The 20,929-nt window shown below is 52.0% G+C and carries 18 protein-coding genes and 2 tRNA genes; 5 read left to right on the top strand and 15 right to left on the bottom strand.

Features of this window, described 5'->3' with window-relative positions; all coding sequences use genetic code 11:
• Positions 1–42: 42 nt before the first annotated feature.
• The 10 genes from LDL70_RS09500 to LDL70_RS09455 all read right to left on the bottom strand — a co-directional run bounded on the left by LDL70_RS09500 (position 43) and on the right by LDL70_RS09455 (position 11,203).
• Entirely contained in the window at positions 43–813 is a 771-nt protein-coding gene (locus LDL70_RS09500; protein ID WP_151159964.1) for an ABC transporter ATP-binding protein, read from the bottom strand.
• Entirely contained in the window at positions 810–1,646 is an 837-nt protein-coding gene (locus tag LDL70_RS09495; protein WP_022710891.1) for an ABC transporter ATP-binding protein, read from the bottom strand. Before LDL70_RS09495 ends, LDL70_RS09500 begins: the two co-directional genes overlap by 4 nt.
• The gene (locus LDL70_RS09490; RefSeq protein WP_022710892.1) at positions 1,643–2,572 is read right to left on the bottom strand and encodes an ABC transporter permease; all 930 of its coding nucleotides are present in this window, start codon (positions 2,570–2,572) and stop codon (positions 1,643–1,645) included. Before LDL70_RS09490 ends, LDL70_RS09495 begins: the two co-directional genes overlap by 4 nt.
• On the bottom strand, positions 2,569–3,633 hold the full coding sequence (locus tag LDL70_RS09485; protein ID WP_022710893.1) for an ABC transporter permease: 1,065 nt from the start codon (positions 3,631–3,633) through the stop codon (positions 2,569–2,571). The genes LDL70_RS09490 and LDL70_RS09485 overlap by 4 nt, the downstream gene beginning before the upstream one ends.
• Before the next feature lie 6 nt (positions 3,634–3,639).
• Positions 3,640–5,262, bottom strand: coding sequence for an ABC transporter substrate-binding protein (locus tag LDL70_RS09480; RefSeq protein ID WP_022710894.1), 1,623 nt, complete (start codon positions 5,260–5,262; stop codon positions 3,640–3,642).
• 205 nt (positions 5,263–5,467) lie between these two features.
• A complete protein-coding gene (locus LDL70_RS09475) occupies positions 5,468–6,532 on the bottom strand; it encodes a dipeptidase (protein WP_151159966.1) in 1,065 nt (354 codons plus the stop codon).
• A 375-nt stretch (positions 6,533–6,907) separates the two neighbouring features.
• The gene (locus tag LDL70_RS09470; protein WP_225684914.1) at positions 6,908–7,546 is read right to left on the bottom strand and encodes an outer membrane protein; all 639 of its coding nucleotides are present in this window, start codon (positions 7,544–7,546) and stop codon (positions 6,908–6,910) included.
• Positions 7,547–7,745: 199 nt separating this feature from the next.
• A complete protein-coding gene (radC, locus tag LDL70_RS09465; protein WP_370637639.1) occupies positions 7,746–8,636 on the bottom strand; it encodes a DNA repair protein RadC in 891 nt (296 codons plus the stop codon).
• A 156-nt stretch (positions 8,637–8,792) separates the two neighbouring features.
• Positions 8,793–9,596 (bottom strand): YggS family pyridoxal phosphate-dependent enzyme, encoded by an 804-nt coding sequence (locus LDL70_RS09460; RefSeq protein WP_225684912.1) that lies wholly within the window; start codon positions 9,594–9,596, stop codon positions 8,793–8,795.
• Between the two features lie 119 nt (positions 9,597–9,715).
• Positions 9,716–11,203 carry a PLP-dependent aminotransferase family protein gene (locus tag LDL70_RS09455; RefSeq protein ID WP_225684911.1) on the bottom strand — a complete coding sequence of 496 codons (1,488 nt, stop codon included), beginning with the start codon at positions 11,201–11,203 and terminating at the stop codon, positions 9,716–9,718.
• A gap of 140 nt (positions 11,204–11,343) precedes the next feature.
• On the opposite strand from LDL70_RS09455, the gene LDL70_RS09450 reads away from it, so the two are divergent.
• Positions 11,344–12,579, top strand: coding sequence for a benzoate/H(+) symporter BenE family transporter (locus LDL70_RS09450; RefSeq protein ID WP_225684910.1), 1,236 nt, complete (start codon positions 11,344–11,346; stop codon positions 12,577–12,579).
• Positions 12,579–13,427: a pyridoxal kinase gene (pdxY, locus tag LDL70_RS09445; protein WP_225684909.1), complete on the top strand. Its 849-nt coding sequence runs from the start codon at positions 12,579–12,581 to the stop codon at positions 13,425–13,427. Before LDL70_RS09450 ends, pdxY begins: the two co-directional genes overlap by 1 nt.
• A gap of 58 nt (positions 13,428–13,485) precedes the next feature.
• Here the strand turns inward: pdxY and map are convergent, their stop codons facing one another.
• The 5 genes from map to LDL70_RS09420 all read right to left on the bottom strand — a co-directional run bounded on the left by map (position 13,486) and on the right by LDL70_RS09420 (position 17,067).
• Positions 13,486–14,313 carry a type I methionyl aminopeptidase gene (gene map, locus LDL70_RS09440; RefSeq protein WP_022710902.1) on the bottom strand — a complete coding sequence of 276 codons (828 nt, stop codon included), beginning with the start codon at positions 14,311–14,313 and terminating at the stop codon, positions 13,486–13,488.
• Between the two features lie 81 nt (positions 14,314–14,394).
• Positions 14,395–15,099 carry a DNA/RNA nuclease SfsA gene (sfsA, locus tag LDL70_RS09435; protein ID WP_225684908.1) on the bottom strand — a complete coding sequence of 235 codons (705 nt, stop codon included), beginning with the start codon at positions 15,097–15,099 and terminating at the stop codon, positions 14,395–14,397.
• A 93-nt stretch (positions 15,100–15,192) separates the two neighbouring features.
• A tRNA-Glu gene (locus LDL70_RS09430) sits at positions 15,193–15,267 on the bottom strand.
• 238 nt (positions 15,268–15,505) lie between these two features.
• Positions 15,506–15,580, bottom strand: a tRNA-Glu gene (locus LDL70_RS09425).
• A 314-nt stretch (positions 15,581–15,894) separates the two neighbouring features.
• Positions 15,895–17,067 carry a D-Ala-D-Ala carboxypeptidase family metallohydrolase gene (locus LDL70_RS09420; RefSeq protein WP_370637637.1) on the bottom strand — a complete coding sequence of 391 codons (1,173 nt, stop codon included), beginning with the start codon at positions 17,065–17,067 and terminating at the stop codon, positions 15,895–15,897.
• A 401-nt stretch (positions 17,068–17,468) separates the two neighbouring features.
• Between LDL70_RS09420 and LDL70_RS09415 the strand changes: the two genes are divergently transcribed.
• The 3 genes from LDL70_RS09415 to LDL70_RS09405 all read left to right on the top strand — a co-directional run bounded on the left by LDL70_RS09415 (position 17,469) and on the right by LDL70_RS09405 (position 20,610).
• Positions 17,469–17,813, top strand: coding sequence for a hypothetical protein (locus LDL70_RS09415; protein ID WP_022710906.1), 345 nt, complete (start codon positions 17,469–17,471; stop codon positions 17,811–17,813).
• A 178-nt stretch (positions 17,814–17,991) separates the two neighbouring features.
• Positions 17,992–19,185 (top strand): LL-diaminopimelate aminotransferase, encoded by a 1,194-nt coding sequence (locus tag LDL70_RS09410; RefSeq protein WP_225684907.1) that lies wholly within the window; start codon positions 17,992–17,994, stop codon positions 19,183–19,185.
• Between the two features lie 105 nt (positions 19,186–19,290).
• Positions 19,291–20,610, top strand: coding sequence for a homoserine dehydrogenase (locus LDL70_RS09405; RefSeq protein ID WP_075656298.1), 1,320 nt, complete (start codon positions 19,291–19,293; stop codon positions 20,608–20,610).
• Positions 20,611–20,929 lie beyond the last annotated feature (319 nt).

Here is a 20,929-nt window from a genome sequence, read left to right as displayed (position 1 = left end):
GTCGTGAGACACGCGGCCTGATTTTTTAATGATGTCAGGAAATCAGCGTTTGAAGCCTTCACTGGCAACCATCAGATTGCGGGTATAGTCTTCTTTCAGATTGCCTTTGGCGAGATCATCCGCTTTGAGTTTCTCAACAATCGTACCGTTCTGCATTACCGCCAGCTCATCACACATATGGGTGATAACTGCGAGATCGTGACTGACCATAACGAAGGTCAGTTTACGGTCACGACGGATCTGCTCCAGCAGATTGAGCACTTCCGCCTGAACGGAAGCATCAAGCGCAGAAGTCGGTTCATCCAGCAGCAGAATGCTCGGCTCTACGATGAGGGCACGGGCAATTGCGATACGTTGGCGCTGACCGCCGGAAAGCTGGTGCGGATAGCGGAAGCGGAAGCCGGAGCCCAAGCCTACTTCATCCAATGCACGGACAATACGCTTCTCCGTGTCTTTGATGCCGTGGATAGCCAATGGCTCAAGCAAGAGGCGATCTACAGTCTGGCGCGGGTGAAGGGAACCGTAAGGATCCTGAAACACCATCTGTACCGTGTTGTAGAAGGCCTTGTCACGCGGGTTTGGTATTGGCTTGCCGTTGACCTCAATCTTGCCGGAAGAGGTTGGTGCCAGTCCTGCAACTGCGCGCAGCAGTGTGGACTTGCCCGAACCGGATTCACCGACCAGACCAAAGGAGGAGCCATTAGCAACCGTGATCGACGCATCCTTCAACGCGTGGAAGTCATTGAACAAGACATTGAGATTTTCAATGAACAATGCCGGATTGGCAGATGTTTTTGTACTGGTACCGGTCATACGCTCCACTCCGCCTGACGTTGCAGGGTTGGCAGCGGATGACGGTCAGCGCCGATCTTAGGCATGCAGTTCAGAAGCCCCTGAGTATATGGATGTTTGGCATTGGCCAGATCACTGGCAGCAATTTCCTCAACAATACGACCGGCATACATCACGATAACGCGGTCGCAGAATGAGGAGACCAGACGCAGATCGTGACTGATGAAGATCAGCCCCATACCGCGGTCTGCCACCAGCTTGTCGAGAATACCAAGCACTTCAAGCTGAACGGTGACGTCGAGAGCCGAAGTCGGTTCATCGGCGATCAGCAGTTCAGGCTGGGCAATCAGCATCATCGCGATCATTACGCGCTGCCCCATACCGCCGGATACTTCGTGCGGATAGAGATCAAAAACGCGCTCCGGATCACGGATCTGTACCGCTTCCAGCATCTCCAGAGCCTTCTGACGGGCTTCGGATTTTTTGACCGGTGCATGAGCCGACAGGGTTTCAATAATCTGGCGACCAATGGTCATAACCGGATTGAGCGAATATTTCGGATCCTGCAGAACCATGGCCACGCGGCTGCCGCGCAAAGCACGGCGTTCTTTTGCAGAGATGCCGAGCAGATCAATACCGTCAAATTCCAGACGCTTGGCTGTGATTTTTGCATGGGGCGGTGTCAGCCCCATGATGGCGCGGCCGGTCTGGGATTTACCCGAGCCGGATTCACCCACAATGCCCAGACGCTCACGTCCCAGCGTGAAAGACACGCCGCGAACAGCCTCAATCGAGCCTGTACGGGTAGGGAATGATACCCGCAGATCGTCAACGTAAAGTAACTTGTCACTCATTGGTTGTTGCCTCGCGGATCAAGAGCGTCACGCAGGCCGTCACCAAGCAGGTTGAAGCCAAGGCTGACAATGAGAATGGCCATGCCCGGTACAGCGGCTACCCACCACTGGTCGAGAATGAAACGACGGCCGGAAGCAATCATTGCACCCCATTCAGGCAGTGGCGGCTGAGCACCGAGACCCAGGAAGCCAAGACCGGCAGCAGTCAGAATAATACCGGCCATATCCAGCGTCACACGTACGATCAGCGAGGACAGGCAGAGCGGCATAATATGACGGATGACGATACGGGCAGGGGAAGCGCCCATCAGTTTCACAGCTGAAATATAGTCCGAATTGCGCAGTGTCAGTGTTTCTGCACGGGCAATACGGGCATAAGGCGGCCATGAGGTAATCGCAATCGCGATAACTGCATTTTCAATGCCGGGTCCGAGAGCCGCAACAAAAGCGAGCGCCAGAATGAGCTTCGGGAAGGCAAGGAAAATATCGGTAATACGCATCAGCAGCGCATCAACCCAGCCACCGGCATAACCGGCTACAGTGCCCACCAGAAGACCGACCGGTGCCGACAGAATAGCAACCAGCAGCACAACATAGAGCGTCCAGCGTGAACCGTAGATCAGACGGGAGAGAATATCGCGCCCCTGATCGTCTGTACCCAGCAGATAGCCCGGTGAGCCCATTGGCAGCAGGCGTGAATTGGCCAGATCACCGGAAACCGGTGAATGCGGTGCCAGCCATGGTGCAAAGGCAGCCACAAATACCAGCAGACCGATGATAATCAGGCCGAGTACCGCAAGTTTATTCGCGGTAAAACGGCGCCAGATCATGTAGGAACGGCCGAGTTTGGCCTGTGCACGGGATTGCGGACGCTCAGTGAGCAGCCATTCCCGCCATGTTTCTTTTGGAAGTGTTGTCTCACTCATCGTGCGCGCGTCCGTGGGTCGAGTGTCCGATAGAGCAGATCGGAAAGCAGATTAAGGGCAATAAACACAGAGCCGATGATAATGGTGCCGCCGAGAACAGCATTCATATCAGCGCTTTGCAGAGAATTGGTGATGTACAGACCAAGACCCGGCCATGAGAACACGGTTTCAGTCAGAACTGAGCCTTCCAGCATACCGGCATAGGACAGGGCAATCACCGTCACAAGCGGCACAGCCGCATTGCGCAGGGCATGACCCCAGATGATCTTGGTTTCGCTTAAGCCCTTTGCACGCGCTGCAACGATATATTCCTGATCCAGTTCATTGAGCATGAAAGAACGGGTCATGCGGCTGATATAGGCCAGAGAGAAATAACCGAGCAATGATGCAGGCAGAATGATATGCGAGAGAATATTCCCCAATGCATCCCACTGGCGCTGAATAATCGCATCCAGCATATAAAGACCGGTGATCGGCGTGAAGGTATATTCATAGGCCACATCAATACGACCCGGACCTGCAACCCAGCCAAGTTTGGCGTAGAAAATCAGCAGACAGATCATGCCGAGCCAGAAGATCGGAACGGAATAACCGAACAGACCGATAACGCGCACCAGCTGATCGATGAAGCTGCCGCGCTTTACAGCCGCGAGCACACCGAGCGGAATGCCGAAGACAGCGCCGATCAGCGTGCCGATTGTCGCCAGTTCCATTGTCGCAGGGAAAACGCGCTTGATGTCAGTCATAACCGGATTGGAGGTCAGAACCGACATGCCGAAATCACCGGAAAGGGCTTTTTGAACATAAATAATGAATTGCTGCCAGATCGGCAGATTTAATCCTAACTCTTCGCGGGTGCGCTCAATAACATGAGCCGGTGCGCGGTCACCGAGAATTGCAAGAACCGGATCAATCGGAATGACGCGACCAATGAAGAAGGTCACAGCCAGCAGTCCGAGATAGGTTGTGATGACGACCAGCAAGAAGCTCCCGATCCCGAGAGCCCATTTGCTGATCCGGGCGTTTTTGCGCCCGGATGCTGTAATAGTGGTTACACTCATACCGTATTATTTCTTCGATACGTCGTAGACAGAGTTGGTGGTGAAGGTCACGCCCAGCTTGTAGTTTTCGACATTATTGCGGTAAGCGGCAACTTCAGTCTGCTGGAACAGGATGACAAACGGACCGTCATCAAGCAGTTTCTTCTGCAGGTCCATATACATCTGTGTACGCTTCTCAGTGTCGCGTTCCAGAACAGCAGCTTTGGTTTCCTTGGTCAGCTCAGGAATATCCCACGCGTTGCGCCATGCCAGTGTTTTGGCCGATGCATCGTCTTTATTGTCAGGATTGCTGGCAAAGGTATCCGCATTGGTGTTCGGATCCCAGTAGTCTGTGCCCCACTGACCGATATAGAGATCATGCTTGCGGGCACGATATTTGGTCAGGGTCTGTTTGCCGTCGCCCGGAATGATTTCCATCTTGATACCGGCCTGAGCAAAAGTCTGCTGAATGGATTCAGCAATACCGGTTACAGGCTGGCTGGAACGCACATCCATAGTGATGTTGAAACCGTCTTTCAGACCGGCTTTTTCCAGCAATTCCTTAGCCTTGGCTACATCGAGCTTGTACGGTTTTTCATCCGACGCGCCGAGCAGACCCTTTGGCAGGAATGTCTGGTGCTGAACACCGATATGTTTAATCAGTGTTGATTCAATCGCGCTGTAATCAACGAGATATTTCAGAGCTTCGCGCACTTCAGGCTTGGCCAGAGTTTCGTTTTTCTGGTTGAGGCTGAAGTAATAAACGGTGCCCTTTGGTGCGGATGCCAGCGAAACGCCTTCAGTCTTGGCAATCGCATCAATGTCGCCCGGCTCAAGGTTACGCGCTACGTCGATATCGCCTTTTTCAAGCATCAGGCGCTGGGTCGCGCTTTCCTTGACATAGCGGTAAATCGCGCGTTTCAGCGGGGATTTGTCGCCACGGTAATTGTCATTGCGTTCCAGAACAACGATTTCATTGGCGCGCCAGTCGCGAACAATCATCGGGCCTGAACCGGCATAGTTGGTCTTCAGCCAGCCATAGCCGTAATCGCCGTCTTTGGCGTTTTCTTCAACCAGTTTCTTGTCAACAACCGAGGCCACGTCAGCGGTCAGGCAGTTCAGCACGAAGCTTGGCGCATAGGACTGGTCAACAGTGATAACCAGTGTATTAGCATCGGTTGCCTTGATCTTTTCTTCCACATTATCCGGCTTGAAACCGAACTGGGTGAGGATGAAAGACGGGCTCTTGTCAATTTTAACAGCGCGGATGAGCGAGTAGGCCACATCTTCAGCTGTCAGCGGGTTACCGGAGGCAAATTTCTGGCCTTCACGGATTTTGAAAGTATAGGTCAGGCCGTCTTCGGAAACTTCCCAGCTTTCCGCAACGTCGCCGATGACCTTGGATGCATCATTCGGGTCGAGACGCAGCAGGCGGTCATAGGTGTTGCCGAGGATTTCGCCGGTGGAGAGCTCGAAGGATTCCGCCGGATCCAGCGTAATCATGTCATCGAATGTCCAGCCCAGAACCAGCGTATCGGCCGGTGTTGCGGCCTGCACTGCTGCTGCGCTGACAAATACGCCCAGAGCGGCGGTGGCTGCGAGATAACCAAAACGATTTAATGTTTTAATCCCGTTGGATTTTTTAATCATTATATACCCCATATTTCATCCCAAATGATTGGCCGTTCAACGTGCCTGCGATACTGAAAACACGTGTATCGCACCGTGTTATTTTCTTTCTGCCGAGCTAATCCGGCAGAAAGATTTTTATCTATCATATGATTGAATGGCAGGACTCCGCAAGGAGGCTGACACTTGTCGTCAACTGATTGTTTTTGTGCTTTTTTATGATTGCTCAGTGGTGTTCATGCCAGGCAGAGCGCAGCACACGCAGCCAGTTTTCACGACAGATTTTTGCAAGATCATCCTCGCCATAGCCCGCTTCCCGCAGCGCCTGAACGAGATTTTGTGTACCCGCAGCGTCCGTAATACCTTCCGGTATCGGGCCGCCGTCATAATCCGAGCCGAGTGCCACACCATCGATGCCGACTTTCTTCACCAGATAATCAATATGGCGCACCATATCGCTCATCGGTGTGGCCGTATTCACCTGACCATCTGCGCGCAGCATGGTGGTGACATAGTTCAGGCCGACCAGACCATTGCTCTCGGCAATTGCATCCAGCTGTTTGTCGGTGAGATTGCGTGCAACCGGTGTCAGGGCATGGGCATTGGAATGGCTGGCAATCAAAGGCTGATTGCTGAGTTTGGCCACATCCCAGAAGCCTTTTTCAGTGATATGCGACAGGTCGATCAGAATGCCGAGGCTGTTGCAGGCCTTAATCAGCTCTTTACCGGCATCGGTCAGTCCCGGTGCGGTATCAGGGCTCATCGGATAGGAGAACGGTACGCCGTGGCCGAAAATATTATGGCGGCTCCAGACAGGACCGAGCGAGCGCAAACCGGCCTGATAGAACAGTTCAAGTGCCTTCAGATCCTTGTCGAGCGCTTCACAGCCTTCCATATGCAGAACGGCTGCAAAGTCACCGTCTGCAATGGCATTGTCGATATCCTGACCGGTTCGGCAAATTTTCCATCCGCCTGCGCGTTCAAGCTTATAGGCAATGTCGATAAATTCGCTGGCGATGTCGAAGGAATAGGTGCGGTCAAGCGGGGCAGCAAGCGGCGTGTCGTAATGACCATTGCTGTCCGGTTCGTCGAAAATTGTTTCGCCGGTAGCAGGGTTGGGAATGTAAATGGCGCAGAGACCGCCGGCAAGGCCGCCTTTGCGGGAGCGTGGCAGATCAATATGCCCCTGCGTGGTTCCTTCGATAAATTCCTTTACCGGATCTTCGCCTTTATTGCGGTTCTCCCAAAGACGAAGCAGCACATCATTATGGCCGTCAAAAACTGCTTGCATGATTAAATTCCCAATTTCCTCAGCCTAACTTTAAAATCAGGGAGCCTGTTCAAGTCAAGCTGCGGGGCACGATCAAGCTGTTGACCGGTTGAGACAACGCAAAGGCGCGTACAAAAAAGCAGTTAAAATGACGAAGACAAAGAGGAAAATGCATCGAAAAAGTTATTATCCTGACATTAATCAGGTGGGGGAATGCAAAATTTGCATAAGCCTATGCTGAAAAAACAAACCATATTCAGAATGGATACGCTTATTCAAGCTTTTGTTTTTTATAATAAAATCAATGTATTTTAGCAAAAAATCTAAAAATATGAAAAAAGCGCCGTATTTAAGAAAATACGGCGCTTTGGTTTGTTTTGTTCAAATACTCAAGAATCAGAAGCGGTAATTAACACCGGCTTTCAGAGTGTGGGTCTTGAGATTGTTTTCATAACGTGTGTCATTCACGCTGGTTTTTACGCCATTGTGACGCATATAGTTATATTCTGCTTTGACAGAGAACGGACCGGAGAGCTGCTGCTCAACACCGACGCCCATCTGTACGCCGCCAGCCCATTTGCTGCCGGATGTAACATTGTCTTTTGGTTTGAAACGGGTCAGGCCATAACCGACAGTACCGTAAACCAGAGTCTTGTCCATGGCATAACCGGCTTTAATCTTGGCTACACCGCTCCATGACTGCTGCAGACGGCCGCCATCCTGAATTTTATGTTCCGCTTCACCGAAGTTGCCTTCGACTTCACCACCATAAACGAAGTTGCCGGACTGGAAGTTCTTACCGGCGACGATACCGCCCATTGCCGAAGTACGGCTGGAGAACGGGCTTGGTGTTTTGGAAGAAGTGGTGCCGAGATGCGCGCCGACATAGTTACCTTCCCATGTCGCAGGCGCATCATAGCTGGATGAGCTGTCGTTGTAGTTATAGTCATTATTGAAGGAATCTGCTGCGAAAGCAGAAGTCTGTGTAAGTGCCAGCGCGAGTGCTGCTGTGCTGATAAGTGTAAAGTGACGCATAGTCCGGCTCCGTATTTGCCATGTGAGGCAATCTTGAAATTTGTCTGGCGCCCGAGTCTTTTTAGTCTTGCGCCTTTGAGCCGGTTATGCCGGTTAATTGTGACCAATTTGGTTTGTTTATGTCATGTTTCTGTTAAGCCGGTCTTATTGTTTTGTTTATAATTAATAATGGGTTAACCGGATTTTTGTGCGTATTTTTTCAGATAAGTCCGAGGCCGCGCATACTGATATGACCAGCTTTGCCGATGATAATATGGTCGTGGACAGCGATATTCAGCGGCGATGCAATTGAGATAATTACCTTGGTCATATCAATATCGGCGCGGGATGGTGTTGCGTCACCGGACGGATGATTATGGAATAAGATCAGGGCAGTAGAGGACAGTTCCAGTGCCCGTTTGATGACTTCGCGCGGATAGACCGGTGTATGATCGACAGTACCGATTTGCTGTATTTCATCGGCGATCAGGCGGTTCTTCTTATCAAGAAACAGGATGCGGAATTGCTCGCGGTTTTCATAGGCCATTGAGGTCATGCAATAGGCGATGACCTTGCTCCATGAATCGAGCACATCCTTTTTCATGATTTCACTTTTGCCGGAACGGCGGGCACAGGCGTTAAGCAGTTTGATATCCTGCGCCACGGCTTCACCGCAGCCTGCAACTTCCCTTAGTAATTGCGGTTCTGCCCCCAGCACACCGGCAAAACTGCCGAACCGGTTGAGCAAAGCTTTGGCCAGAGGTTTGGTATCTGCCCGCGCAATGGTGCGAAACAACAGAAGCTCCAGCAGCTCATAATCGGCCAGAACGTCGTCGCCATGATTGTTGAAACGCTCGCGCAGGCGCTGACGGTGGCCGCTATAATGAGGCTTGTTTTTCTTCACTCTTGCAGAGGTTTTAACGGGCTGTTCCGGTTGCGGAGGTGTTTCTGCCGAACAAACCGGATGGTTTTCGGTCGCTCCGGCAGGCACAGACAAGTGGCCGGAGGGCTGTTGCATTATGCCTGCCTCATTGAATATCTGCAGATGAAGTCTCTCATCAGCAGGCGGAAACAGATCTGTCTCATCCGCTGACGCAATTTTATTTGCCATACTGCAACGTGCCCCCGAATGCACAGATGGCTACCGCAGGGATGAGCGGTTTCCGTTTACAGATTAAGCGGAAAATCTCAGAATGGTCTATCGGAAAATAGGTTTTAAGAGGCAGTTTAACAATTTAAGTATTTGATTATATTTCTTAAATTGTTTTTATGGCTGAGCTGATTGCTGTGTTGTGTCTGTCAGACCCGGCCAGTAAAAAGCATCTGCAGTCGGCCTTGGGCCAAAGATTGCCTGACCGACGCGGACAATATCCGCGCCTTCTTCAATCGCCGCCTCAAAATCACCGGACATGCCCATCGAGAGTTTGGTGATACCGGAATGATGCCGCGCCGCCCGATCGCGCAGGTTGCGCAGAAGCCGGAAGCATGGACGTACTTTATCAAGATCAGAGCTGAACAAAGCAAGGGTCATCAGGCCGCGGGGTTTCAGGCGCGGATAATCGGGCAGGCGCTCGATGAATGGCAGCAGATCATCGGGATGCAGACCATATTTGCTCTCTTCACCGGATGTGTTGACCTGCACAAAGACATCCAGATCTTTGTTTTCACTTTCCAATCTGCGGTTCAGTTCCTCCGCAAGGCGAATACTGTCGAGCGCATGAAATTCTGTGGCGAAACGTGTGAGATATTTGACCTTATTGGTCTGGAGATGGCCGATAATGCTCCAGTTAATCGCAAGATCATCGAGTTTCTCACGCTTATCACGGGCTTCCTGAAGTTTGTTTTCGCTAAAATCTGTAATGCCTGCGGCAAACGCATAGCGCAGAATATGTGCGGGAACAGTTTTGGTAACCGGTAGCAGACGCACATCTTGCCAGTTGCGACCACTGCGCAAGGCTGCCGCAGCAATACGTTCCTGAACCAGCTGCAAATTCTGCGCAAAGCGAATTGCGGGTGTTTCACCAAAGCGGGCAATATCTTCGGCAGAAAGCGGGGTGAGCAGTTGATCCATGGCATGTGTCTTTCAGTCGTGCTGCCTTGAGTGCAGGCAAAATACGACACGGAGCATAGTATAGAAATGGCTGGCTTAGACCGGCCACTTTTGAATTCACTGGCAGGCCATTTGAAATTTCAGATTTTGATGTTCTGAAACGCTGTTTTGAGCTTTTTAACGGCGGTTTCCAGCTCCGCCGGTGTATAGGCCGCAAAGCCCATCAGAAATCCGGCTCTGCCGCTGCCGGATGCATGAAGCGGCGATAGTCCCTGCAATTCGATGCCGACACGTCTTGCTGCATCAATGGCTGCACGTTCCGATATTTCGCAGATCAGCAGACACGGCATTTGCAAGCCGCCGATTGGTACTCGCGGTTCAATAAATTCGCTCAGATGTATCCCGACGAGTTTTGTCAGAACTTCGAGACGCTCGGCATAAATATTGCGCATGGCACGGATATGCGCACCGAAATGACCGCCCTCCATAAAACGCGCGAGTGTAAGCTGAGCCACGGATGCTGTATGACCGTCCAGCAAGGTGCGCGCTACGGTCATGGGTTTAACCAGTTGCGGCGGCAGCACGATATAGCCAATGCGAAGACCCGGAAACAGAGATTTGGTGAAAGTGCCGATATAGATGGTGCGGTCATGGGGATCGAGCCCCTGTACGCAGGCTGTCGGCTTGCCGGTATAGCGGAACTCGCTGTCATAATCGTCTTCGATGATCCATGCCTGTTGGCGGGATGCCCATTCGATTAATGCCAGACGTCTGTCCAGAGCCAGCGTAGCACCGGTCGGGAACTGATGGGACGGGGTGAGAAACACGGCTTTGGCTTTAAGCGGGTCTTCGAGAATATGCTCGGCTATAATGCCCTGCCGGTCGACGTGAACTGGTACGGGGATCAGTCCCGCCGCATCAAAAGCTCTGCGGGCGCCGTAATAGACCGGATCTTCAATGAAAATACTGTCGCCGGCATCCAGCAACATATTGGCGCAGAGTGTCAGTGCTTGCTGCGAACTGGTAAGCACCAGCACACGGTCGGCGGTGGCACGGGCGCCACGCTCCAGATTGACATAATCGGCAATCGCACGGCGCAGCGGCTCAGTGCCTTGCGGATTGCCGTGCAGCAGTGCCTGCGTGCCGGTTTCTTTGAGAACCTGCCTTTCAAGCCGCTCCCAGAGTTGTATCGGGAAGCTGCGGGTTTCCGGCAGACTCGGTGCAAAAGGGCGGGGAACCAATTGCTCGCGCACGCCACCGCTGCGAAACATGGCATTGCCGCGTTTGCTCAGGTTCGGTGCCTGATTACGTGCCAGCGCATCGCGTTGCGAGAGCCTGCGCCCCGCCGAGAAGTCAGTCATCTCGGCCACAAAACTGCCACTGCCAACCCGACGTTCAATAAAGCCTTCTGCATGAAGCTGGCTATAGGCAGCCTCAATCGTATCACGCGAGACATCCAGCGATTTTGCCAAAGCGCGGGAGGCGGGGAGCGGTTTACCCGATGCCAATGCACCGTTGACGATCAGCTGGCGGATGGTGCGCTGTATCCGTGCATGAAGCGGCATTGTGGCATGAGCCGGATGGGCAATCCATGCTTTGACAGATTCAAGTTGGGAGTGCCTGAACAATTGGTCTGGCTCCAAAGCGATAAGTGGATGGAGATAACAGACCATTCACGGGTTAAAAGTCAAGCGCATCATGACCATCCTGTGACCGTCGGCTTTATGCAGAACCGGCAGCGCCATAGCCATATTAGAGAGCCCGTCTTATGTCTCAGACTATTCCGCCACCATCTCCTTTGCGTTTCAGCGATCTGACCCATCCGGTTGTTGCCGGATTGATTTCGGTGATTGTCAATTACGGAGGGACTTTTATTCTGGTTTTTCAGGCGGCGAAAATTGCCGGTCTCAGCCCTGAGCTGACAGCGTCATGGGTCTGGTCTGTGTCTATTGGTGTCGGTGTAACGGGGCTGATATTGAGCTGGCATTTTCGTGAGCCGATCATCACTGCATGGTCAACACCAGCAGCGGCTTTTCTGGTTACTGCACTCGCCACAACGCCTTATGCGGAAGCTGTCGGTGCTTATATTATCTCGGCGCTTGCTTTTGTCGTGCTGGGGCTTTCCGGCACTTTTGAGAAAGTGATCCGGCTTATTCCGGCAAGTATCGCTTCCGGCCTTCTGGCCGGTATTCTGCTGCAATTCGGTATTGGTGCCTTTGGTGGTGCAACCATTGATCCGCTGCTCGTTGGCGGGCTGATCGTCGCTTATGTTTTGCTCAAGCGCTTTACTGCACGCTATGCGGTGGTGGGGATTTTGGTACTGGGTATCGGTTTTCTGCTGGTGCAGGGACGGGTGGATTTCTCCAATTTGAGCCTCACTCTGGCAGCTCCGGTGTTTACAATGCCGGTCTTCTCACTGAATGCATTGCTGAGTGTGGCACTGCCGTTGTTTCTCATCACGCTGTCGGGTCAATATATGCCGGGCATGCTGGTGCTGCGGAATGACGGTTTTAAAACCAGTGCCAATCCGATTGTCACAGTCACCGGTCTCGGCTCGCTGATTATGGCACCATTCGGCTCCCATGCTTTTAATATTGCTGCGATTACGGCTGCGATTGCCACAGGGCGTGAAGCGCATGAAGACCCGCACAAACGCTGGTTCGCCGGTATCGCGGCAGGTTGTTTCTATGTGCTTGTCGGCGTGTTCGGCGTCACGCTTGCTGCGGTCTTTATGGCCTTTCCATCAACATTTATCACCACGCTCGCCGGTCTTGCTTTGCTCGGTACCATTGGCGGCAGTCTGGCAGGTGCGCTGGCTGATCCGAAAACCCGTGAAGCGGCTTTAATCACTTTTCTGGCCTCCGCTGCCAATATTAATTTGCTGGGTATTGGCGGCGCATTTTGGGGGCTGGTGATCGGTCTGGTTGCTTATATGTTGCTGAACGGACAGTTGCCGAAGCGGGATCGTGAAGCGCTGGTCGCTGTCAAAGAAGGAGTAAAGTAATGTCGCAGCCATTATCAATGCAGACATCTGTGATTTCCATTCAAAGTCAGGTTGTCTACGGCCATGTCGGCAATAGTGCTGCGGTGCTGCCAATGCAGGCGCGCGGGCTGAATGTTGCGGCAGTGCCGACGACATTGCTCTCCAACCATCCGGGCTATGAAACTATGCGCGGGCGCGTGCTGGAACCGGAACTGGTGAGTGACCTGCTGCGCGGCGTGGAAGAACGCGGCTTAATCAGTACCAGCCGCTATATTGTCTCCGGCTATCTGGGCTCGCGTGCCAATGGCGAAGTTGTTGCGGATTTCGTCAAACGTGCACGCAAGATCAATCCGGAGATTATTTATATTTGCGATCCGGTGATGGGGGACACAGGCTTAGGCGTGTTTGTCGCTGATCCGGTGGTGGATTGTATTATCAATGAACTGGTGCCGCTGGCCGATCTCCTGACACCCAATCAGTTTGAAGTCGGGCTGATTACCGGAAGCGACGCTTCATCCTTTGATATTCTGCAGGAAAAGGTGCGGCAGATACAGGCGTTTAACAATGCGCGTGTGATTGCAACGGGTTGTGTGTTTCCCGATACGCCCTATGGCTCGCTGGAGAATGTGGTGTTTGAGGGCGGGGAAGTGACAAGACTGACTTCGCCGCGTGTGCCGATTGTACCGGTGGGCACAGGCGATCTGTTTACCGGCCTGCTGACTGCCAATCTGGCGCATGGCAGCACTTTAACAGAAGCAGCCCGTGATGCGGCGTCAACCGTGCTCAACGTTGTCGGGCGCACTGCTGAACAAGGCGAATATGAGATGCAGTTGGGAGGTGCTATTACCGCCCTGTTGCCTACGATTTAACAATCTTTCACATTAAAAAATTATGGCCGCATCATTTTTAAACGATGCGGCCATTTTGTTATTTGTTACCGGTGGTGAAGAAAATATCCTTCGGCGACAGGGTGAAAATCTCACAGCCGTCTTTGGTCACACCGATTGTATGCTCATATTGTGCAGTCAGCGAGCGGTCGCGGGTGACGGCTGTCCAGCCGTCTTTCAGCACTTTCACATCCGGCTTGCCGAGATTGATCATCGGCTCAATGGTGAAGATCATGCCCTCGCGGATTTCCACGCCATCAGTCGCTTTGCCATAGTGCAGAATATTCGGGGCATCATGGAATAACTGTCCCACACCATGACCGCAAAAGTCGCGCACGGCAGAGCAGCGTTCCGCTTCCACATAAGACTGAATGGCCGCACCGATTGCACCGGTTTTTGCACCCGGCTTTACAGCTGCAATACCGCGCAGCAGGCTTTCATAGGTGACTTCCATCAGGCGCTCGGCAGCGCGCTTGATCTGGCCGACCGCATACATGCGGCTTGAATCGCCATACCAGCCATCCTGCAGGAAGGTGATGTCGATATTGAGAATATCGCCTTCACGCAGCGGTTTGTCATCAGGGATACCGTGACAAACAACGTGATTGATCGATGTGCAGGAGCTTTTGGTATAGCCGCGATAATTCAGCGTGGCAGGCACCACACCGCGATCGGCACCGAATTCAAAAACAAAGCGGTCGATCTCGTTGGTGGTGACGCCCGGTTTGACAATATCATTCAGCGCATCAAGACATTCGGATGTGATTGCGCAGACCTTGCGCATGGCTGCAAAACCTTCAGGTCCGTAAAGCTTGATCTGGCCTGTATATTTAAGCGGGGCGCTGTCGGCATTGACATAGGTTACCATCGGGTGATCCGTATATATGTTAGGACAGCACTCAGGCTGTACCGGAATTGACTGCCTTGCGACTAAGACAAAGCAAAAGATTTACAGGTTCAGAACGGGAACCGTCTGATCCGCGATAATTGATTCAGGACTTATGTGGCACCGAATTGCGTAAGCCTCAACCCCATGCTGCCGCGCATTCGCAAATGCTGCGGCATAAGCAGGATCAAGATCGCCGCATATGGACAGAGAATCGCAATCCTGACGCTGAATAACGAAGACCATAACACCACGATGACCGGCTTTGACCATCTCGCTGAGCTCAAAGAGATGTTTGGCACCACGGGCAGTTACGCTATCGGGAAACTCTGCCAGTTGTCCTGTGCGCTTAAAATGCACATTCTTGACCTCTACATATGTCTGCTGATGCGTTTCTCGAAGAAGCAATAAATCAATGCGGGAGTTCTGCCCGTATTTTTGTTCGCGCTTGAGCGTGGTGAAGCCGCATAATTGCGGAATCATGCCGGACAGGATCGCTTCCTCAGCAATTTTATTCGGCAGGCCGGTATTGATTCCGACCAGAGTGTCGTCGGCCTGTACAATTTGCAGCGTATGGGCATATTTGCGAGTCGGGCTGTCGGAGACGCTGAGCCATGCTTCTGAACCCGGCGTGGTCAGGCCGCGCATGGAGCCGGTATTGGGCACAGATGCGGTAATCAGTTCACCGCTGTCCAGCCGGATATCCGCCAGAAAACGTTTATAGCGCTGCAATAATGTGCCGCGAATAAGGGGAGAAGGAAAAAGCATGTTTCTGGTTAGATCAAAGCTGATCTGAATGCAAAACTGAATTTTTATTTTTGGAGATTTGTTTTCGGAAACTGAATTTCTCAAGAGAGAAAGTGGTACGCCCAAGGGGAATCGAACCCCTGTCTGCGCCGTGAAAGGGCGCTGTCCTAACCGCTAGACGATGGGCGCCTGCCGGTGAGCGCTGTATAGCTAAGCCGTATTGAATGCGCAATAGGGAAAATGCAAAAAAATACAAAATATGTGAAAAAAATCTGATGCTTATGAAAAAGCAACGAAACAGCCGGAATCAGAATCGCGGCGGATTAAAGCGCGTTACGAAGTTCGGTTTCGAGTGTTTTGATTTAGTTCAGAAGGGGAAATTTATATCTGATCCTGAGATCATTCATCTTCATCAGCCTGGAGAAGATGGTACGCCCAAGGGGAATCGAACCCCTGTCTGCGCCGTGAAAGGGCGCTGTCCTAACCGCTAGACGATGGGCGCCTGCTGGTGAACCGGCTTATAGCGGCATGATATTTATCGTGCAAGTGGGTAAAATAAGAAATTTGCAAAAAATGCAGATTTTTTTCATTTGGCAGTGCTCTGCCTGTGAATAAAGCCACGGAAGTGCTGCTTTTGTCGTGTGGAATTAAGTGTTTAGCGCTGAATGACGGGAACTGAGGCGTGTTCGGGTACCATTTCACCCTGCAAATAAATGCAAATCTGCCGCACAAATCACCAGAGCGGTCAGAAAATGAAGACAGGCCGGAATCAGATAGCTGATCCGGCCTGTAAAATGATTTGTCTGACGGTATTTTTTAGCCGCGACGGCAGCGCCAGTTCCAGTCGCGCTCCGGCCCGACATCGATATGTACCGATTCTGTATGGCAATAGGTGCCGACACCGCCGCGACTTGGCCATGTGCGCACCTGACGGGCGATTTCCCATTTGGAAACGCCTGGAATCTGCAAGTCGGCCGCTGAACACGACATATGCAATGAGCGTTTCGCACCTCTGACCGAACGGTTGTGCGCCGGACTGCGGTAGCCGGAGGTGATGACAACCGGTTTGCGGTAGTGGCTTTCAAGGCGTTTAATCATTGAGACCAGCTGCGGTTTCAGGCAGGAAACCTGCACTTTATCATGCTGGGTGCGCAGGCCGTTCGGCGCGAGACGCGCCATGCCGCCAGCGGAGGCGAGTGTTACCGGCGCGCTGAAATCGTCTTCATCAAGATCAATATCGCTTTCGTCGAACACTTTATTACTGTGGCGAATCTCTACGCCGCCATTCGCACGCACACCCGGCAGCGTATAATTATAGTCGCTTGCTCTTTTAGGAGTGGCAGAAGCTGTAACCGTAGCTTCCTGTTTTCCGGTGCCGCGCACACTGTTTTTTCCCGGTGAGAAAAGACGGGCTGCCGCGCCTGCGCTTTGGCTTGTTCTGTCAATTGCAGGAGTTTGTGCGGTATTTGCGCTTGCATCCGGCTTGGCAGTTTCGGCCTGAGCGGCATTATCCTGCGGCTTTGTCTGGCTTGTCGCCGGTGTTGCTGCTTCTGCCTGCGGAATCGCTGCTAAAGCAGCAGTAGGCTTGTTTCGTGTGCCGAAAAGTGCAGCCAGAGTGCTCGGTTGTTCGGCAGGGGCTGCTGCTTCCGGTGTCTGTACAATCTGATTGGTTGCGGCGGCGGCTGTATCAGCCAAGGCAACCTGTACCGGTTTTTCCATTTGTGCTTCTGCTGTCTGTTTTGCGGCTTCTGCCGTTATAGTAGAGGCCGGAGCAGTTTTTGCCGCAGCGGTTGCTGTATTTGCCGCCGGAGTTTCAGAAGCGGAATCACCGGATTTATTTTCGGCCAGAGTCGTATCATTGGCGACGCTTTCCAGCAGGGATGTGCCGGAAGATGTGGTACAGCCACTGATGCTTAAAGCGAGAATGATAGCTATGCCGCAGAAAAGCTGAGCGTTTTTTTCTCGTATACGTTTTATCGTATCGAACAAAGCAGACCCTTCATTATGCTGCGACTTGTCTGAGTGCATCTGCGGAAACTGAACTCAAATCAAAGGTTTCCTGTGCAACTGCTGGCACAAAGGGCTGTAAAGAGGCTCCGTTTGTGCAAAATTCTGGCTATTATTAATATATGCGGAATGACTGTTTTCGTCGCAAAAATTGTTAATTCTTTATTAATTGGGGCGCAAGTTATGCCCTGTAACAATTCTTTTCAAAACAATAACAATTGTTACATTTCGTGTTCGCGGGCAGACTTGGCAGAATGACGTAAATAAGAGTGTTTTTCACGGCGGAAATGAAAGCTTCCTGTTGCGAAATGCGTCTATACGTTTATTGTCCAGTTATTCGGCCAGAGTTACGACCAGAATTCGATATGCAGGGAATTTCCTCTATGAGCGCACAACAGACACATCACTTTGCAACGCTGCGTAATGCAATGTTTGCCGTGGCTGCTGTGGCGCTCGCGGGTTGCACAAGCGGGCCTTCTGCCGGTGTGCCGCAGGAGGGCGCACTGCGTACCGGAGCTTATCCGAATTTCGGGATTATGCCGCGCGGTGAAACCAAGCAGCTGACCTTTGAGGAAAAAGACCGGATTACCGGTAGCCTCAGCAGCGCCAAGGCGCGTCAGGGAAGTGCACCCGCAACAGGATCGAGCCGAGCGGAAATCGAAGCCCGCAAACGCCAGTTGCAGGCGGAAACCGATGCCACATTAAAGGCAATCGAAGCCACCGAGTAACAGGCTGATCTGACGACAGGCGTTTTGATACGCCATAAATTTATTCGCATTTTAGAATTTACAGATCGGAGTGCTGTTTTGGCGCTCTGGATTCGGGTCGTACTGATCCGGACTTTTAACAGCCGTGCAGTTTTACAAGATTATGCTGCATCGCATTTTAATTAAACGGAAGAGAGATATGTCGGAACAATTCCATAAAATCCGTCGCCTGCCACCTTATGTCTTCGAACAGGTTAACCGCCTGAAGGCGAGTGCGCGAGCGGCGGGTGCCGACATTATTGATCTTGGCATGGGCAATCCCGATCTGCCGACACCGCAGGGTATTATTGATAAGCTTTGTGAAGCTGTGCAGGACCCGCGCACCCATCGCTATTCCTCATCCAAAGGGATTCCTGGCTTACGTAAAGCGCAGGCCAATTATTATGCGCGTCGTTTTGGTGTGAAGCTCAATTCGGATACACAGGTTGTTGCCACGCTTGGTTCCAAAGAAGGCTTTGCCAATATGGCGCAGGCAATTACTGCGCCGGGTGATGTTATTCTGTGTCCGGATCCGACCTATCCGATCCATACTTTCGGCTTTGTCATGTCCGGTGGTGTCATCCGTTCCATCAGTGCAAAACCGGATGACAGTTTCCTCGTCTCGCTGGAGCGCGGTGTTAAGCACTCGATCCCGAGCCCGATTGCGCTGATTCTGAGTTTTCCGTCCAACCCGACTGCGCAAGTGGCGACACTCGACTTCTATAAGGAAGTAGTGGCCTTCGCCCGTAAGCATAATATTATCATCCTGTCGGATCTGGCCTATTCGGAAATCTATTTCGATGAAAACAATCCGCCGCCATCGGTGTTGCAGGTTGAGGGTGCAATGGATGTAGCGGTTGAATTTACCTCCATGTCCAAAACATTCTCGATGGCCGGCTGGCGTATGGGCTTTGCAGTTGGCAATGAAAGGCTGATTGCGGCGCTCACACGGGTCAAATCCTATCTCGATTACGGTGCTTTCACGCCGGTTCAGGTGGCTGCAACGGCTGCACTGAACGGCGACGGCAGCGATATTGAATATGTGCGTAATGTTTATAAGACACGCCGCGATGTTCTGGTTGAGAGTTTTGGCCGTGCGGGTTGGGAAATTCCGTCTCCTGAGGCGACAATGTTTGCGTGGGTTCCGATCCCTGAACGCTATCGTGCCATGGGGTCGCTCGATTTTTCCAAACTATTGATCGAAAAAGCTGATGTAGCTGTTGCGCCCGGCCTCGGTTTCGGTGAACATGGGGATGAATTTGTGCGCATTGCTTTGGTGGAAAACGAACATCGTATTCGTCAGGCCGCGCGTAATATCAAACGCTTTCTGGGGAATGCTGACGGAGCTGCCTGATAAAAAGGCGGCTTCAGGGGAATGTCCTGAGCCAAGCGAATAAAGTGAGGCGGGAGTATACAGTTCCCGCCCGTTGAATTAAGTATATATTGCTGAGGCACAATAATGAGTAATGCATTGCGGATCGGTGTCGCCGGACTTGGCACCGTAGGAGCATCGGTTTTGCGCATTCTGCGCGATAAAGCCGAAATGATGACAAGGCAATGCGGACGCGAAATTGTAGTGACTGCGGTCAGCGCACGTGACCGTACCCGTGACCGTGGTGTTGATCTCAGCAATATTGAATGGTTCGATGATCCGGTCGCACTGGCAAAATCAGATAATATTGATGTTTTTGTTGAGCTGGTTGGCGGCTCGGAAGGTACTGCACGCGCTGCTGTTGAGGCTGCACTCAATTCCGGTCGCCATGTGGTGACTGCCAATAAAGCCTTGCTCGCCTATCATGGTGTGGAACTGGCCAAAATCGCAGAAGCCAAAGGCGTGTTGCTGAATTTTGAAGCAGCAGTTGCAGGCGGTATTCCGGTGATTAAGGCGATGCGTGAATCGCTGACCGGTAATACTGTGTCGCGCGTTTACGGTATTATGAACGGTACTTGTAATTATATTCTGACCCGTATGGGTGAGGAGGGGATTTCCTTCACCGAATGTCTGAAAGATGCACAGCGTCTGGGCTACGCGGAAGCTGATCCGACCTTTGATATTGAAGGCAATGACACGGCGCATAAGCTGGCACTGCTGACCAGTATCGCATTCGGCACGCAGATTGCCGCTGACGATATTTATCTGGAAGGGATCAGCAATATTTCGCTCGCGGATATCCGTGCAGCGGAAGAGCTTGGCTATAAAATTAAATTGCTCGGCGTGGCGCAGAAAACAGAAACCGGTGTGGAGCAGCGTGTGCATCCGACATTGGTGCCAACCTCTTCTGTCATTGCGCAGGTGCATGGCGTGACCAATGCGGTGGCGATCGAAACCGATCTTCTCGGCGAGTTGCTGTTGTCAGGTCCGGGTGCCGGCGGCAATGCCACGGCCTCTGCTGTGATTGGTGATATTGCCGATATCGGTAAAAGCCGTCCGGGTTTCCAGCACGGGCCGGTCTTCGGTACGCCTGCAAAAGATCTGAAGCCGACAGCGCGCGCGAAAATGCGTTCTCATGCCGGTGGTTATTTCATTCGCCTGAATGTGCATGATCGCGCCGGTGTGTTTGCAACGATTGCCAAGCGCATGGCGGAAAATGATATTTCGCTGGAATCTATCGTACAGCGCGGCACGGGTGCCAATGTTGAAGAGGCTGTGATTAAGACAGTTGTTCTCGTAACCCATGCAACGACGGAATCAGCGGTTAAGCAGGCTTTGAAGGCGATTACCGAAGATGGTGATCTCTTCGATAAGCCGCAGATGATCCGCATTGAACGTGCGGGGTAGAGCATAATTCCTTAAACTTGGATCAGTTTAAGGTAAAATTATGCTCTCATTTTAAAGTGTTAGAGCGAGTTTTGTGTGCCAAGTCTGGCACACGGCGCTCTAATAAAGACAGGAACTGATAAAAACCGCCGGAATTTCCGGCGGTTTTTTGTTTGGGCAATCAGTATCTTGTCATCAGGTTTTGCTTTTGCTAGAAATAGCCAGCTCAAATGCAGTTTAAGAAAGGAGGGCCGTAAGATGTTTTCTCTGCGACATCAGCATCATCACACATTCGGCCCTGATTACGCCCTGTCTCATTAATTTGTGCAGGGCCGATTAA

Origin of the sequence: Pseudochrobactrum sp. XF203, from assembly GCF_020341615.1 — a bacterium.
In the GTDB taxonomy this organism is placed as follows: domain Bacteria; phylum Pseudomonadota; class Alphaproteobacteria; order Rhizobiales; family Rhizobiaceae; genus Pseudochrobactrum; species Pseudochrobactrum saccharolyticum.
This window is presented reverse-complemented; position numbering and strand designations above follow the sequence as displayed.